The organism is Sphingobacterium sp. UDSM-2020 (assembly GCF_016132525.1).
GTDB classification, from domain to species: Bacteria; Bacteroidota; Bacteroidia; order Sphingobacteriales; family Sphingobacteriaceae; genus Sphingobacterium; species Sphingobacterium anhuiense.
Genome location: NZ_CP066166.1, coordinates 5,400,427 through 5,415,588, shown reverse-complemented (window position 1 = coordinate 5,415,588; position 15,162 = coordinate 5,400,427). Strand labels below are relative to the sequence as shown.

The following is a 15,162-nucleotide window of genomic DNA, read 5'->3' as shown; positions in this document are numbered from 1 at the left end:
TTTATTTTGAATTAGTGATATCAAAATAATTTGAATAAAGCTGTTTGACCCTTTCAGCTATCCTTTTTTTTACCCCTTCGGGCGATAGTACTTTAATTCTTTCACCAAAAGAAAGAATCAAAGTTTCCAATTCAAAGTTTGGTATCACTTCAATTCTAATGGTTAAGCCATTATCATCTTGGTAGACCTTAGTTTGCGATCCGTGAAGAGGTTTAGAGGTAATGTATGGAGTTGCTTCCGGACTACACCAAATGTGAACAGATTCGGTTTCTTTCTCCGAAAACGAAACACCAATTATATCTTCAAACAATTCATTAAAGTTCCATTTTTCATTCTCAATAAATGAATGATTACTTTCTTCAATTGAGACTATCCGGTCTAAAGCTAAGTTTGTTAAATTCTTAAAACTTTGATTTCGTCCAAAAAGAAACCAGCGATTATTATATTCTCGTAGGTGATAAGGAGATAATTCAAAGCAACTTTCCTTTTTAGTCTTATAAGATTGATATCGTATCGTTAAGCACTTTTTATACAATATAGCATGAAATAATTCACCTAAATACTCAATCCCTTTTAGATACCGGTTATGATCATGACTCATGATAAGTTGATCGGAATTTTCTAAGAAAAACCTTTCTTCCAATTTCGTGCTTAGTTCCTGCACCCATCCCATTTGCGGAAGACCCTCAATTTTAGATAAAGTATCTATTGCATTCTTAAGTTGTTGCAGTTCCGCTGTATTTAATCCCTGATTATAAAGTTTAAAATCTTTGTCCGCATAACGATAGTATGATCTGCCTTCTTTTTTATAAGTTTCAATTGGCGCTTCTCCACCTTCACGGCTTCTCATATGTTTTAGATCTTCCCGTAGTGTGCGAATGCTAATTTCTTTATGGTTTGCATTGATTTCAGCAAGCTCTCTGTTTAAACAATCACGTAGATCCTCAAAAGAGAATCTTCTCTGCGGATTAGATAGGCAGTTGTCAATGATTCGATACCGTATAGATGCTTGTTTATTGGTTGCCATAACACAAATTAAGATGATTTATATAAATATACATAAACTGTGCAGATAGGTTGCATAGTAGGTTAATAAATTTGTTTTAGATAATCAATGAAGGTTATCAATAAATAAAAAACAATATGGCAACAAATCCACCAAAAGGTGATGGTCATCGCAACGGAGCAGTGCGAAGCCGCAGTCAGGTACACAACCCAAGAACAGACCAATGGGTCAAACGTGATGCAGAAACAGGAAGATTTATGGATGTTAAACAGGATGGTAAGCCTTTCAAAGGTGTTACTAAGGAGAAGTAAAAGATGAGCAGATATTACGTAAACGATCGGGCACAAGATAATGGCGATCATGAGGTACATGAAGACGGGTGCTATTGGCTATCGTTAGTCAAGAGCAAATCAGATTTAGGATACCATACAGGTTGTAGATCGGCAGTGACAAAAGCAAAAACTATTTACCGTCAATCAAACGGTTGTAAATATTGTAGTGAAAACTGTCATACATCATAGTCATTAAAAAGACTCTATTTCATGAAAACATACTGATTGCCCCTTCGAAGAGGAGGGGCTTTATCTTCATTTTTTATTGTTATTTCCTTTAAAATTAGTTACTTTGTATTTAATAACAACTATTGAACAATCTCACATGAGTCAACCGCATATTTATACAGCAGATGAGATCGCAAAAATCGGCAATACACTAGTGTATTTCGCTGAACATATTGGCGATCTTTCAAAAACCAAACTGTTGAAGATGGTTTACCTTTTGGAAGAGACATTCATTAAGCACTGTGCGAGGCCATTTTTAAATCTTGATTTTGAGGTTTGGAAATTTGGACCTGTTGCCAAAGATATTTATGTTGACGTCAATTCAGCACAACCGCATATTTTCAAAGAATATATTAGTACTCATCCTGATCAAGAAGGAAAAATTTTTATTTCAGCTAAGGCTAAATTTGATGATGATGAGTTCTCCGATATCGAGATTGAATTTCTAGATAAGGTGGTTCGACAATTTGGAAATCTCACCGCCAAAGAGCTTGTTGAAGTAACCCATCGACCACATTCACCTTGGACTATGACTGCACAGCATTATGAAGTTTTAGAAGATCTTTTAAAGGAACGTGTATTTACTACTGATTATAAAGTAGATTTCAATACGCAGTTGGATGAAGATCAGCAAAGGATCTATCAACAGCATCTGGAGTATTTAGCAGCATCCAAGTCGTTAAAATAATCCTCTCATTATGCTTACTGCCGGTACCATTCTATATTTCACACCTTTTTATTTTAAAAATGGTGCAGCCAGCAAAGACAAGTATTTTATTGTGCTTAAAGAGATTGAAGACCGTATTATATTAGCCTCATTACCCTCTAGTCAAATTTTCCTCCCTCATCGCATTGCTGAAGACCACGGTTGTATTGAAGTTCCAGAAGGCTGTATTAACTGTTATCTGTTTACACGAGGTCGAGTCATCGGTGTAGGCGGGTTTTCATTCCCATTATTAACTGCACTCTATGGACAGCAGATTGATATGTATGAAAAAGCAATTATTCAGCAACAGTATCCAGTTGAAGGAGTTGATTATGTTATTGTCGATCAATTGCTCCCCCAAGAGCATGAAATGATCTTGGACTGCTTGCGTCAGTCTGCTTCTGTTAGTAAAAAATACAAACGAATTCTTTAGTACGCGACCTACCTGCGTAGTTAAAATTTAAGTCTCCAATTTTTCATTTAAAAACCTATCTCATTTAGCTTTAAAGGCTGAAAATAAACTTTTTTTCATTTATTTTTCTACTGTGCAGTTATACTGCATAGTTGTTATAGAACTTTGTGTCAATATGTCAAAGGGAAAATTTGAGGTATTCGTGAGTTCAAGGAATTCGCAATACTACTTTCGGTTAAAAGCTGCTAATGGACAAATCATTTTAGGTAGCGAAAGTTATGTTTCAAAACAAGGGTGTTTAAATGGCGTAGCATCTGTTCGAACTAATGCTCCATACGATTCACGTTACGAACGGAAGGATGGTTATTTAAACTATACTTTCAATTTAAAATCATCGAATGGTGAAATTATTGGAAGGAGTGAAAGTTACACTTCCTCGGCAAATAGAGAGAATGGAGTCACTGCAGTTAAAAACTATGCTCCAGGAGCAGACCTAGTTGATTTAACTTAATCGATTTGTAAATCACTTACTGCGTTAGTATTTAGTTGCTGACGCAGTATTACTTCAAAAATAAAAACAGTACCATGAAAGAAAAAATAACAGTAACACTCTTATGTGATACATGTGGTCAATCAGACTTTGATCATAATGATGACAAGAGTTGGGTAAAATTTAATAATTGTAATCGTGAATACAGCGGTGGTTTTGCAGAATTGCAAGAATTCAACCAAAATCGTATACAATCAGCTGTGAAAGATTATGGAAATAAATTGCTGGAGGATATTATATCCGATTTTAAAAAGGGATTAAAAGGATTTAAATAAATCAGGAAATGGAAAATGTAAGTTTGATATTATCAATTTTAGCCATAGTTGGCTCCTTAATGGGATATTTATTACACGATAGAAGGTTAAAAGCGCAAGAGCTCAAAATTAATACTTATAATTTGCTTAAGATTGAAAGCGAACAATTGGAGCTTAAAAAAGCAGAAGTTAGGGCTAGTCTTATCAAAGGTGATCGGGGGAAGTGTACTGTTAAGATCTATAACAAGGGAAAAGCAAGAGCACATCAAGTTCGTTTAATAATGGATGATCAAGATTTTTTGATATCTAATACTGCATTTCCTTTAGCATTTATGAACCCACAAGAAAGCGCCGAATTTTATATTCACCTTTCCATGGGATCTCCTGATTCAATGCTTTTAAAAATAATGTGGGATGACGATTATCAAAAAAATAATGAACACCAACAAATTTTGACTTTTTAATTTAAGAAAATGAACATAAAAAACATTGAAAGTCTTATGGACATCCTAAAAGAAGTTACCATTCCTGTAGCAGTATTTATAATTTTAGTGGTTGGAGCTATTTACATTTATAAATTACTCAATACAGATGGTCCGTTAAATCAAATGATTTTCAAACCTAAAAATCCAAAATGGGATACAACAATTGAATTAAAGGAAGGGGATAAGCTTCATCAATTGATCGATGATGCTAAACGGCAAGAAGTATTTAAAAAATTATCAGGTATTACTACAGATGTTTCTAAAATTGACTCTTTAATTGCGCTTGAAAATAGTTCAACTAAAATCAACTATCGAATTATTAGAAATGCCATGCCACTTATAGAAATTAAAAATGATATCATTACTGTAGATATTACAAAACGAGTACACATGCTGGATATTTTAACGAAAGTAATCTTTTTTATACCTTTTGTATTATTCCTATTGCTAAGCTTAGTTTTATTGATTGAACTCATCTTTAATGATCCTAAAAATTTGACGTTAGTTATTGGGATGTTATTTACATTTATGGCCGCAATTCTTACTGCAATATTTTCTGGTTTTTTGCGAAGACCATATCTTTCTGCAAAAAGAATCAGAGAAGTTATGTCGGCTAAGTAATGAACTACTATATTTGAATGACCTCCTCCCAAAAAACTGGACATTTTAAAAGTATAGAATTCGGACCAGAATTACTAATTTTAAATAGGAGGAAAAACGATGAAAAGATCGAAGTTTACCGAGGCACAGATTGCTTTTGCTATCAAGCAGTCCGAGACCGGGACCCGAGTGGAGGAAGTATGTCGCAAGCTGGGTATCAGCGAGGCAACATTCTACAATTGGAAGAAGAAATACGGTGGTTTAGGGGTTTCTGAACTACGAAAGTTACGTCAGTTAGAAGAGGAGAACGCACAACTTAAGAAACTTGTTGCAGATCTGAGCTTGGATAAGCAGATGTTGCAGGATGTATTAAAAAAACTAAGCGTAGCGTCTCATGAATCCCATTGAAAACAGACAATGATGAATAAAAGTATTGAAGCCTTTCCAGCGTCGTAAAATAGTCAAAGGCTTGATTTCCGATCATCGAGTCTCCTTAAGCAGGGCCTGCCATATCTCACTTTTGAACAGATCCATGTGGTATTACAAAAGTTGTAAGCGTGCAGATACTTCCCTACGTTTAAGAATACGAGATATTGCTGAGACTCGAGTACGTTATGGGCTTTGGCGGATTTATATACTTTTACGGCGTGAGGGATGGCCAGATAATCATAAAAGGATTTATCGCATCTATAAAGAAGAAGGGTTGAACTTGAGAAGTAAACGGCCCAGACGCTGTCGGGCTGCTTCGCATCGCTCTGAAAGACCTTCATTTTCCAATTTACATGACTGCTGGAGCATGGACTTTGTCTCCGACGCACTGTTTGATGGGAAGAAAATCCCTTGCTTAACTATAGTGGATAATTATAGCCGTAAATGTATTGCAATCCATGTTGGACAGGGTATAAAGGGCTATCAGGTTGTAGAAGTTCTTGAAGAACTGAGGTTGTTTAAAGGAGCTAAGCCAAAGAAAATTCAAGTGGATAATGGATCAGAATTGCAAAGTAATCATGAACACCAATAAAAAATAAAAAAAAGTGAATAATTTATCTCAAAAGAAATGGACAGGTGGGCCTACGAACAAAAAGTTGAACTCGTTTTCTCCAGACCTGGAAAACCAACGGATAATGCGTATATTGAGTCGTTCAACGGAAGCTTCCGAGACGAATGTTTAAATACCAATTGGTTCCTTTCATTGGAGGATGCCAAGCAGAAAATTGAAGACTGGAGACACGAATATAATACCTTCAGACCCCATAGCTGTTTAGGGGATTTAACGCCTGAAATGTTTATTGAAAATCAGGTCAAAACAGCAAATTTTTCTACTTTACAATGCTCCTAAAATTGGGAGGAGATCAATAAAGCATATTTTTATATTTATTCACTGTTTGAAAAATGGTAAGTCTTCAGCCGAAATTAATGTTTCCCAAACTTTCTCGGGAAATATGAAATAGAAAACATCAAATAATTTGTTAAAACATTCCTACTTCCAGAAGTAAATTCATATGGGTTTTCTATGAAATAAAAACCCTTGTTTTGTTTTAATAAATCAAAAACTGCAATTTTAATTTCTAAATTATTTGTCTTTAAACCCCGATAAGAAAGACTAGCATTCCATACTGTAGAAGTCAAATTGTTTTTACGAAAATAATTACTGCGATAATCAATATTTGAATTTAAAATTATTCTTTTATTTATATTATAAGCAACTGCAATTGCATTATTAAAAAATGTGCTATTATAACTGTTACTCATGATACCGAACTTGCTTTCTATTCTTCTATATAAGGATAAATTACTTTTAAAACCTACTTGAAGTGTATTGATAAGAGTGAAAAAAACATCTGTATTTATTATATAATTTTCTTGAATCATATCTTGAAGATCAGAATTAAAATATAAGAAGGTATTCCCCCTTTCATAATTTCCGAATAATTTTAAAGTTAGCGTATTATTATTTGCCAATAAAAAGGCTATGTTAAAAGATAATTTAGAGTTAAAGGCCTTAATATTATTTTCAGTTTGAATCTTATATAATGCATACTGGTTATTCAATAGTTCAATACTATCTAAAATAGGATTATCAATAATTTTAAAGGATACCTCAACACTTAAATTGGATCCATATTTTTTTAATGAATTAATGCTGCCAGCTAAGACTAATTGATGAGTACCTGATGAGCGGAGTTGATGCTGATATCCATAATTTCGATATCCTATATTAATATCATCATAAAATGGTTTATAATCGTTGACATTGGGATAAAGTTGATTATAAGCATATTGTAATGACAAATTGTAATCAACTTTATCAATTTTGTTTTTATTATAATTCAATGATAATAAAGGCGTAAAATTTGAGAAACTTTGATAAAAGTTTCTGTAATTAATACTTGATCTATTATTGTCGCTGACAACATTATATCCTAAAGCCGCATTTAAAAATAAATTTTTACTGTACCTTCCAGGAAATTTCTGTAAAATTAAGTCTTTGTTGAATTTAGTTTTTATGGAATATTTATACTGAAATAATTCTGATATGTGTGTTAAGTTGCTATTTTTCTTTGAATTATCATAAACATTATCATTCCAATTTGCTTCTTTAAATTGAAATTCTTGTTCTAAATTCCATTTTTTATACCTAATCCCGATATTTGATACAAAATTAGAGATAGAGTTAAAATTATCATAAAGTCTTTCCTGATTTTGATTTAAGGTTGGATTATCAACATTATTGTATATTCCATTATTTATTCCATCGAATCTATTTTCTAAATATTTTACATTAAGACTAACATTAGTTTCCAGATTATTTATGAAAGCTGATTTATCTTCTCTTTTTGAGATAGAGCTGAGAAGTGGATATGAGTGATAATATGTGTACAATCCTAAAGATTTGTTATTTGTATTAAAAAGAGAAGTAATATTATTTTGAGATTTATTTCCTGAATAATTATAAATTGTGTTTTGCGTATTATGGACTTCATTATTTGAATTTTCCACGTTTAAATTAAATCCATAATTTTTTGTTTTCTTTTGTTCAATAATTGGGGGATTAAGTTGTCGAGTATAAACTATATCTAACAATTGACTTGCTCCATCTTGAACATTTAAAGTAGAGTTTTCCTTAAGATTCTGATCTAAATAGTTATTGTTTAACAATATAGTGGTATTTGTATCTTTGATTTTTTTTAGAGCCCAATTGGAAAAAAAATTAGCAGTTATTAAGTTTTTATTAGTTTGATTAGCATCAGGATTAAAGTCATATTGAGAACGCGATGCCAAAACCATTTGTTTTGTAATTCCTTGCCTTTGAAAATCTGGTGAGAAATCTGAATTTACTCCAATACCTTTATACGTAGTGTTTTTCAATAATTGATCTAAACTATTTACTGTAATATTCACAGAGTTACCGGAAAAGGCAATAGTGTTTTGCCATATTTTATTTGCCTTATTAAGATTTAATTGAGATTGTAATCTATTTTTTGATCCTATTCCGCCTCCAATATTGCCAAACAACATATTCTCTCTCCCTTCTTTTAATAGAATATTAATTTCTAAATCTTTTTTCTCCGGATCTTTTATTTTTTCCTCAAACCTTCTCTTATCATATAATTGAAGCTTATTAACAGCTTTTTTATCTATATTCTGTAGAGCTATTGATAAATCATTGCCAAAAAACTGTTTTCCATTAACTAAAATATTTGGAATAGGAATACCATTATATGTAATAGATTTGTCTCCCCAAACAACTATTCCCGGTAATTTATGTAGCAAATCTTCAACAACAGCATTTGAATCTAAATCAAAAGCATCGGCATTAAATTCAATTGTATCGCCTTTCAAAGTTATGGGGGGTATTATATTGATTGTATCAATATAATTTGGAGATTGTACCATAAGAACATTTCCAAGGTCGTATGCAACAGTTGAAGTAAGTTTTAAGTCAACTGTAGCAGGTTTATAACCAACAACGGAAAATTTTAGTAATAATCTTTTATTGATAGGGAGTCCATCTAATTCAAATTTTCCAGAATTATTAGTTAGTGTAATTTTATTTACTAATGTCTTTTCTTCCTCAAATGAGGAAACTGTTACGTATTCAATTGCTCTCTTATAAGTGGAATCAATGACTGTACCTTTCAACTTCACTTGACAATTAGCTGAAATTGATATAAAAAGAAATAAATAAAAACCAAGGACTGCTTCTTTTACCATTAACTATTTAATCTTAAATCTGACTACAATAGGATTTTTAGATTTTTCTAAATTTTGATATTCTTTACGCATTTTATGACCTTCTTCTTTACAATAAGTAATAGCTTTTGAAATGTCATTTGGGTAAATAATACTATATAAATAATCTCCATCTGTATTTAAGTCAGTTAAATCAATAAAAGGTAAGAAATCATTAGATTTGTCAGGCATAATTTTATTTAGAGCTATAACTTTATTATTGTCTAGATTTATAGCAATCCAACTGGGGATTTTAAATGAGCCTAATTTTACAATTAAATAGTTCTTATAGATTATTGGATCTCCAATTCCATAAATTTTTTCTGGCTTTTTATTTAGATAGTTACTTAATAAAATAGGATTCTTAAATATGTAAAATTCACTCGTATCAATTGTGTTTTGAAGAGGAAATAAAAAATTTATATTTTTTACGATTCCTCCGGAATTCAATTCGAAAATATTATAAGTAGAGGGATATATAGCATATGCCGAATTATTAGAATTACTAACTATTGGTAGATTTTGATAAAATAATGAATGAACAGTATCCTGAGCATTGTAATTTATTAAAACCTTATCATTCATTTTTAATGCAAAATTATTTTTATAATTTTCACCATACGTCTGAGGATTACCATATTCAAAAAATGTAGATCCAATCAACATCGTGGAATTTTCATAATTAAAATTATAATTCAATTGTTTTTCTAGTAAGTTGCCATCATTGTCATAAACAGCTCTAATGCTTGGACCATATGCCACTATATTGTCATTTTCTATCTGTGCTCTGTAAAATAGATTCTTCTTTGGTTGCTTGAATCCTTCTACTTTACTAATCCTTTTAATAATTTTCCCATTTTTATTAAAAATGAATAAATTGCCATCTATATTGTGAATTAATATAATTCTATTCTTATTAAATACTCTAGAAATAATTTGTCCCAAAATATTATCGTTATTGCCTTCTAGTTCGAAATATTCTATGGAGCTTACATTATCTGAAACAGTACCTCCATATAACTGGTTAGGTATAATTCGGATAGTTTGTGTTGGAATCGAGTTTGAAAATTCTATTCTTTGGCTATAAACTTTTTGAAAAAGTAAAATAGAAATAAATATGGTTAAATGAATCTTCATGAATTCTAGTATTAGATATGCTCGGTTAAAACTGGTTAAAATTATTAAGATAATAGATTTTCTATAAATGTATAAAAATTTATGCGTTTTTCTTGTTTTCTACATTTTTTTTATTAAAATTGCTAACAGAGCCAATTTTAATTTACAAAACCTAACAGTTAGCTAATAATATCACATTTTTCAGTTATGATAAAATACGTTACTAACATTAACAATATTTGTATTATAATCTTGTTATTCTTCGGAATCTTGATTTATTTTCCTGTTGGTTATCATCAGTTTCAAATAGCATGGGATGATCAATGGCAGGTGAGAAATATTTACACAGAAAGCGGTTTTAACTATGAAAATATTTTTGAAATATTTTCATATTACTATAAAGGTCAATATTCACCTATTAATCAGTTATATTATATTGCATTATATAGTATTGATAAGTATAATCCTACAATATTTCACTTTTCAAATTTATTTCTTCATCTATTTAATAGCGTGTTAGTTTTTCTACTGTTAAAAAAACTAATAAAAACAACAATTTATAAGTTTTCAATCTTTGACAACTCTAACAAAATTAGTTTACTAGCTTCAGTAATATTTTTAATACACCCGTGTTCAGTTGAGGTGGTGGCTTGGATTTCTGCTTCAAAAATATTATTATTTTCATTTTTCTATTTAATTGGAATGTTAATGTATATAGAATTTATTATAACTAAAAAAAATAGATTTTATGTCTTAACATTAATATGCTTCTTATTATCATTTGGATCTAAAGAACAAGCTCTCATTTTTCCATTAAGCTTAATACTTATTGATTTTTTATATTATACAAAAGAAAAAGTTAAATTTAAGGCTGTTAATAAAATACCATTTATTTTACTTTCAATTATATTTGGTATAATAACAATTTATGCAACTGATCCAAATGCTTTTAATAATGTTTTTGGTAAATCAGATTACACAATTATAGAACGATTGATCTTTTTCTCCTATTCAACGTTTGAATATATAGCCAAATCTTTCCTGCCGTTTAATTTATCATATATATATCCATTTCCTTATGTAATTGGCGACGTAATTCCACTTAAATTATGGATTTATCCAATACTTTTAATTATTTCAATTTTTTATTTTATAAGTTACTTAAAAAATCCTTGGGTATTTTTTTTAGTTGGATTCTTCGTTTGTAACCTAATATTGACATTACATATTTTTCCAATGAAGCGATTCGCTATAACAGCAGATAGATATTTATATTTATCTTTAATAGCATCAAGTTTTTCTATCTCTTATCTGGTATTTTATTTTTTAACAAAAAAGAACCGTATAAATAAATTTTTACTAATGATTTCTCTATCGGTATACTTATTTTATTTTTCATATTACACATTTAACAGAAGTAAAGACTGGTATAATACCAAATCACTAAAGAAAGAATTAATTGAAATTATTAACAAAAGATCTGATTATAAAGATATTATGAATATAAATAAATAATAATAAACAATTTAAATATAATTATGAAAAAACTAATTAAAACATGTGGAATTTCAGCATTAACCTTAGGACTAATGTTAAATATGCAAAACTCATTTTTAAACTATGGTTTGTCAGAAATAAGCTTAGGGTCTAAGCTAATGGCTCAAACTGCTGAAACATTACCAGACGACGATCCATGGTTAGATGAAATGCCAAGCGATGTAGATATGGAGGGAGATCTGACAGCTGGATCAAATGATATTAGCACTGTAAAAGCTAAGTATAAGCTAAAACAAGTAATTTGCATAAAAATTGGAGCTAATATTTCATTTCCCATAAAGAAATCCACATTTACTGCTTCATTAGGCAATAAATTTTCATGCAGATCTTCGGCTCCAGATTCTTGTGATATTAGTAAACAAACTAGCTGTAATTAATATCTAACAGAGTTAAATGATAATAAAAGTTTAGTACAGTAATTTAAATTTATGCTCAAGAACCTTATATTTTTCATTATTATCTCATTTTTTTTTAGCTGTAAACATAAATTATCAGAACAAAGATATGAACCGATTAATGATGTTAATAGAGATTCTATTAACATCATTAATATTGATACAGCACTATTTAATATCAAAAAAGATTTTAAAATTTCTAAACTATTTAATAAAATTGAGTATTTAATTCTTGAAGGAAACCAATATAATCCTGTTTATCAAGTTGATAAGATTAAATATTTTGAGGGAAAATATTTTATTGCAGATTTCAATCTATCAAAAACATTTTTTGCTTTTTCCTCTAAAGGACATTTTTTATTTAAAATTGATACAAAAAATAAACATGGTTTATTATCAATTGACGACTTTTCAATTAATTCAAAGCTTAAACAAATTAACATTCTTTGTACAAAAAAAAATAGGGTTTTCAAATATTCGATGGAAGGTCAGTTTATTTCATCCCATAATATTCCCTCTGGATTCACTAAAATTGAAAATTTTAATGATGGAAAGTATATGTTATACAGATCATCTTCTTACTCGCCAAGAGATATATTTAATAATGCTGAATTAGTGATTTTGAACGAGAACTTTACTTTTAATACTTGTTATTTTTCTGAGGTTTTTAATAAAAAATTATCATTCGAAAATTCTAATTGTTTTAACAATAACACAACTAATATTTTATTTAATAGAATATATACGCCAGAAATTTTTGAGATTCATAGTGACAATAAAATTTTTAGTAAATATTATTTTAACACAGATACTTCTTTTTTGTTAGATGCTAGAAAGTCAGATGATTACGGAGCTTTTGCTGAAATTATTGAAGATCAAACTTTTCTGATTGAAACTCCAGTAGAATTGAAAAAAAAGCTTTTTTTTAACTTAATTAATAAAGGAAAAGTTGTAAAAGGAATTTACTTTATTGATTCCCAATGGTTATCTCTTTTTTCTTCATATTTGAATGATATTGATGAGATACCAATAAGTAATTTTATGGATGTTAATAAAGAATTTATTACAACAGTTCTTCCCGGTTATATTGTAGAAGAAATGATAAATTTAAATAAAAAAAATACAGGGAAACCTGCAGAATCACTATTAAATATTTATAAGAATATTAAAAATATTGAGAATCCTGTTATTGTGAAATTGTATCTTAAATGAGTTTTGAGATTCTTAAATAATAACATATTATTTAAATTTTCAACAATTTTTTGTCCCATATTATGAAAATCGTTTAAAGATTATTCTATATAAGAATATCTTATTGATTTCGCTTTAATTATTGATTACAAATGAAAGCAAATTTAGTATTTAAGTTTACATGGATAGTTACCTTAGTTACCTTAGTTATATTTATAATAATTTCAATAAATTATTATAATGAAATTAAAACTATTAAAAATGATAAGTTGAGAATTTCTAATTTATTGAAGCTTCAAATTAAATTAAATTCCCTATATATCAAATCTAATTCTTTAATAGTAAATGATGTTGGTAAAATAGATAGTATTAAAAATTTAATAGAGTCAAAGACTTTAGTTTTGAGAATCGGCGATCATTGCGAACAGTGTATTGAAAAGGAAGTCGAAAATTTAAACAAGTCATTCATTTTAAGGGGGAAAAAAAATGTAATGATATTAGTTACTGTTGATAATTATAGGCAAATAAAAGCTGTAAAAGAAAAATATCAAATATTATTTCCTATCTATTCTATTGATAGCAAAAGTCTTATAAATAACCTAGTTGAGAATGTAAATCCATTATACTATTTTGTAATTGATGAAAATTATTCTATTTCAAATATTTTTGTTCCTGAAAAGTCCTATAATAATTTCACAACTTTCTATCTAAAAAATATTTATAGCTACATTAAAACTTATTGAAAAATTTTAATGTTGTTTTTTCTCATGACAAAACTATTAAAGACGCATTAATATAATTAGGAAATTAGCAAAATTCAGCTTTTCATGAAATCTTTAAAAATAAATATAATTACTCCCTGTTATAATGAAGTACAAAATATTAAAATATTTTATATGGAGTTAATGACTTGGATAGCTTCGTATGATTATACAGTAACGTTCGTCAATGATGGAAGTGATGATGATACACAATCTGAAATACTTAGACTTTCAATTATAGATAATAGAGTAGATTATATTAGGTTATCAAGAAATTTTGGACATCAAGCAGCTATTAAAGCGGGATTAGATGTGGTAGCAGAATGTGATTTTGTGATTATTATGGATGTAGATTTACAGCATCCACCGAAATATATTCCAATAATGATTGATAAATGGAAAAATGGTGCTGATGTAGTTAATGCAATTCGAATCAATGATCCATCTAATTTTATAAAGAAAAATTTTTCAATAATTTTCTATAACTTGATTAATAAAATTTCTGATGTAAAAATTATTCCAAACAGTCCCGATTTTAGATTAATTTCATACAATGTATTAACTTCTTTAAGACAAATGAATGAACAAGCTTATTTTTTAAGATTTATTCTTCCATGGATAGGATATAATCATCACAATATTTTATTTGAATGCCCTTCAAGAAAAATTGGTTCTTCAAAATATACCTTAAAGAAACAGGTATCATTATTCCTGCGAGGTGTGACTTCCACAACTATAAATCCACTTAGGTTTTCAATGCTATTTGGGCTTTTTTTTTCAACTCTTTCTTTTACATATGCCGGCTATGCTATTTATCAGTACCTATTTAATAATAAAACTTTGATAGGGTGGACTTCTATTGTTTTTAGTGTGTTATTTATCGCTGGAATTCAATTTCTACTTATTGGTCTTATTGGAGAGTATCTCGGAAAGACGTTTTCGGAGTCAAAAAAAAGGCCACACTACATAGTGAACAGTAAAAAAATCAGTGATTAGCATTTAAAAAAGTCAAACAGTAATCAGATATATTTAACAGCATCATAGATTTTGTAAATCAAATTGTGGTAAATCAAATTATAAACATGAATATATAAAATGAAAAAAATAATTTTAATGTCAATCGTGCTAGTAACATTATTTGCATGTGATAAGAAAGAATTTCAAGCTCCGGAAGAAAAGCAAGAAATTGAGGAATTTAAGGAGAAGTATAAGTTGGATATACTGGAGCATAGTGACCCCTCAAACTCGAATTAATTTTAGGGAGGTATATTGCGTTTAATGCCCATATTCAACTGCCATACTGGCTCATGTTGACCCCCTAAATACATTTATTAGT

The 15,162-nt window shown here is 29.3% G+C and carries 17 protein-coding genes and 1 pseudogene; 15 read left to right on the top strand and 3 right to left on the bottom strand.

The genetic code is table 11. The features are described from left to right. Window position 1: 1 nt before the first annotated feature. Window positions 2–1,027 (bottom strand): helix-turn-helix transcriptional regulator, encoded by a 1,026-nt coding sequence (locus tag JAZ75_RS22860; protein ID WP_208698759.1) that lies wholly within the window; start codon window positions 1,025–1,027, stop codon window positions 2–4. A 116-nt stretch (window positions 1,028–1,143) separates the two neighbouring features. On the opposite strand from JAZ75_RS22860, the gene JAZ75_RS22855 reads away from it, so the two are divergent. The 9 genes and pseudogenes from JAZ75_RS22855 (at window position 1,144) to JAZ75_RS22815 (ending at window position 5,912) form a co-directional block, all read left to right on the top strand. After that, window positions 1,144–1,317 carry a hypothetical protein gene (locus JAZ75_RS22855; RefSeq protein WP_208698757.1) on the top strand — a complete coding sequence of 58 codons (174 nt, stop codon included), beginning with the start codon at window positions 1,144–1,146 and terminating at the stop codon, window positions 1,315–1,317. A gap of 3 nt (window positions 1,318–1,320) precedes the next feature. Continuing rightward, window positions 1,321–1,527, top strand: a complete 207-nt coding sequence (locus JAZ75_RS22850) for a hypothetical protein (protein WP_208698755.1) — start codon at window positions 1,321–1,323, stop codon at window positions 1,525–1,527. A gap of 136 nt (window positions 1,528–1,663) precedes the next feature. Then, complete coding sequence (locus JAZ75_RS22845; protein ID WP_208698753.1) at window positions 1,664–2,254, top strand: Panacea domain-containing protein; 591 nt, start codon at window positions 1,664–1,666, stop codon at window positions 2,252–2,254. 10 nt (window positions 2,255–2,264) lie between these two features. After that, entirely contained in the window at window positions 2,265–2,705 is a 441-nt protein-coding gene (locus tag JAZ75_RS22840) for a hypothetical protein (RefSeq protein ID WP_208698751.1), read from the top strand. Between the two features lie 154 nt (window positions 2,706–2,859). Next, the gene (locus JAZ75_RS22835; protein WP_208698749.1) at window positions 2,860–3,195 is read left to right on the top strand and encodes a YegP family protein; all 336 of its coding nucleotides are present in this window, start codon (window positions 2,860–2,862) and stop codon (window positions 3,193–3,195) included. 74 nt (window positions 3,196–3,269) lie between these two features. Further along, window positions 3,270–3,509 carry a hypothetical protein gene (locus tag JAZ75_RS22830; RefSeq protein ID WP_208698747.1) on the top strand — a complete coding sequence of 80 codons (240 nt, stop codon included), beginning with the start codon at window positions 3,270–3,272 and terminating at the stop codon, window positions 3,507–3,509. Between the two features lie 8 nt (window positions 3,510–3,517). Beyond that, the gene (locus JAZ75_RS22825; RefSeq protein ID WP_208698745.1) at window positions 3,518–3,952 is read left to right on the top strand and encodes a hypothetical protein; all 435 of its coding nucleotides are present in this window, start codon (window positions 3,518–3,520) and stop codon (window positions 3,950–3,952) included. Window positions 3,953–3,961: 9 nt separating this feature from the next. Further along, a complete protein-coding gene (locus tag JAZ75_RS22820) occupies window positions 3,962–4,594 on the top strand; it encodes a hypothetical protein (protein WP_208698743.1) in 633 nt (210 codons plus the stop codon). Between the two features lie 99 nt (window positions 4,595–4,693). Then, window positions 4,694–5,912: pseudogene (locus tag JAZ75_RS22815) on the top strand (IS3 family transposase). A 74-nt stretch (window positions 5,913–5,986) separates the two neighbouring features. Here JAZ75_RS22815 and JAZ75_RS22810 read toward each other — a convergent pair. Then, the gene (locus JAZ75_RS22810) at window positions 5,987–8,788 is read right to left on the bottom strand and encodes a carboxypeptidase regulatory-like domain-containing protein (protein ID WP_208698741.1); all 2,802 of its coding nucleotides are present in this window, start codon (window positions 8,786–8,788) and stop codon (window positions 5,987–5,989) included. Between the two features lie 3 nt (window positions 8,789–8,791). After that, entirely contained in the window at window positions 8,792–9,943 is a 1,152-nt protein-coding gene (locus JAZ75_RS22805) for a hypothetical protein (RefSeq protein WP_208698739.1), read from the bottom strand. A gap of 186 nt (window positions 9,944–10,129) precedes the next feature. Here JAZ75_RS22805 and JAZ75_RS22800 point away from each other — a divergent pair, with 186 nt between their 5' ends. The 6 genes from JAZ75_RS22800 (at window position 10,130) to JAZ75_RS22775 (ending at window position 15,080) form a co-directional block, all read left to right on the top strand. Continuing rightward, window positions 10,130–11,437 (top strand): hypothetical protein, encoded by a 1,308-nt coding sequence (locus JAZ75_RS22800; RefSeq protein WP_208698737.1) that lies wholly within the window; start codon window positions 10,130–10,132, stop codon window positions 11,435–11,437. A gap of 23 nt (window positions 11,438–11,460) precedes the next feature. Continuing rightward, window positions 11,461–11,856, top strand: coding sequence for a hypothetical protein (locus JAZ75_RS22795; RefSeq protein WP_208698736.1), 396 nt, complete (start codon window positions 11,461–11,463; stop codon window positions 11,854–11,856). A 51-nt stretch (window positions 11,857–11,907) separates the two neighbouring features. After that, window positions 11,908–13,086: a 6-bladed beta-propeller gene (locus JAZ75_RS22790; RefSeq protein ID WP_208698734.1), complete on the top strand. Its 1,179-nt coding sequence runs from the start codon at window positions 11,908–11,910 to the stop codon at window positions 13,084–13,086. Between the two features lie 131 nt (window positions 13,087–13,217). Further along, window positions 13,218–13,808, top strand: coding sequence for a hypothetical protein (locus JAZ75_RS22785; RefSeq protein ID WP_208698732.1), 591 nt, complete (start codon window positions 13,218–13,220; stop codon window positions 13,806–13,808). A gap of 84 nt (window positions 13,809–13,892) precedes the next feature. Then, window positions 13,893–14,822: a glycosyltransferase family 2 protein gene (locus JAZ75_RS22780; protein ID WP_208698730.1), complete on the top strand. Its 930-nt coding sequence runs from the start codon at window positions 13,893–13,895 to the stop codon at window positions 14,820–14,822. Between the two features lie 99 nt (window positions 14,823–14,921). After that, window positions 14,922–15,080 (top strand): hypothetical protein, encoded by a 159-nt coding sequence (locus tag JAZ75_RS22775; RefSeq protein ID WP_208698728.1) that lies wholly within the window; start codon window positions 14,922–14,924, stop codon window positions 15,078–15,080. Window positions 15,081–15,162 lie beyond the last annotated feature (82 nt).

What these genes read in the sequence shown, in the direction of transcription:
- JAZ75_RS22800 (WP_208698737.1), top strand. Translation starts at nt 10,130, where the DNA reads ATGATAAAATACGTTACTAACATTAACAATATTTGTATTATAATCTTG.
- JAZ75_RS22820 (WP_208698743.1), top strand. Translation starts at nt 3,962, where the DNA reads ATGAACATAAAAAACATTGAAAGTCTTATGGACATCCTAAAAGAAGTT.
- JAZ75_RS22860 (WP_208698759.1), bottom strand. Translation starts at nt 1,027, where the DNA reads ATGGCAACCAATAAACAAGCATCTATACGGTATCGAATCATTGACAAC.
- JAZ75_RS22795 (WP_208698736.1), top strand. Translation starts at nt 11,461, where the DNA reads ATGAAAAAACTAATTAAAACATGTGGAATTTCAGCATTAACCTTAGGA.
- JAZ75_RS22785 (WP_208698732.1), top strand. Translation starts at nt 13,218, where the DNA reads ATGAAAGCAAATTTAGTATTTAAGTTTACATGGATAGTTACCTTAGTT.
- JAZ75_RS22825 (WP_208698745.1), top strand. Translation starts at nt 3,518, where the DNA reads ATGGAAAATGTAAGTTTGATATTATCAATTTTAGCCATAGTTGGCTCC.
- JAZ75_RS22790 (WP_208698734.1), top strand. Translation starts at nt 11,908, where the DNA reads ATGCTCAAGAACCTTATATTTTTCATTATTATCTCATTTTTTTTTAGC.
- JAZ75_RS22830 (WP_208698747.1), top strand. Translation starts at nt 3,270, where the DNA reads ATGAAAGAAAAAATAACAGTAACACTCTTATGTGATACATGTGGTCAA.
- JAZ75_RS22780 (WP_208698730.1), top strand. Translation starts at nt 13,893, where the DNA reads ATGAAATCTTTAAAAATAAATATAATTACTCCCTGTTATAATGAAGTA.
- JAZ75_RS22845 (WP_208698753.1), top strand. Translation starts at nt 1,664, where the DNA reads ATGAGTCAACCGCATATTTATACAGCAGATGAGATCGCAAAAATCGGC.
- JAZ75_RS22855 (WP_208698757.1), top strand. Translation starts at nt 1,144, where the DNA reads ATGGCAACAAATCCACCAAAAGGTGATGGTCATCGCAACGGAGCAGTG.
- JAZ75_RS22775 (WP_208698728.1), top strand. Translation starts at nt 14,922, where the DNA reads ATGAAAAAAATAATTTTAATGTCAATCGTGCTAGTAACATTATTTGCA.
- JAZ75_RS22805 (WP_208698739.1), bottom strand. Translation starts at nt 9,943, where the DNA reads ATGAAGATTCATTTAACCATATTTATTTCTATTTTACTTTTTCAAAAA.
- JAZ75_RS22840 (WP_208698751.1), top strand. Translation starts at nt 2,265, where the DNA reads ATGCTTACTGCCGGTACCATTCTATATTTCACACCTTTTTATTTTAAA.
- JAZ75_RS22835 (WP_208698749.1), top strand. Translation starts at nt 2,860, where the DNA reads ATGTCAAAGGGAAAATTTGAGGTATTCGTGAGTTCAAGGAATTCGCAA.
- JAZ75_RS22810 (WP_208698741.1), bottom strand. Translation starts at nt 8,788, where the DNA reads ATGGTAAAAGAAGCAGTCCTTGGTTTTTATTTATTTCTTTTTATATCA.
- JAZ75_RS22850 (WP_208698755.1), top strand. Translation starts at nt 1,321, where the DNA reads ATGAGCAGATATTACGTAAACGATCGGGCACAAGATAATGGCGATCAT.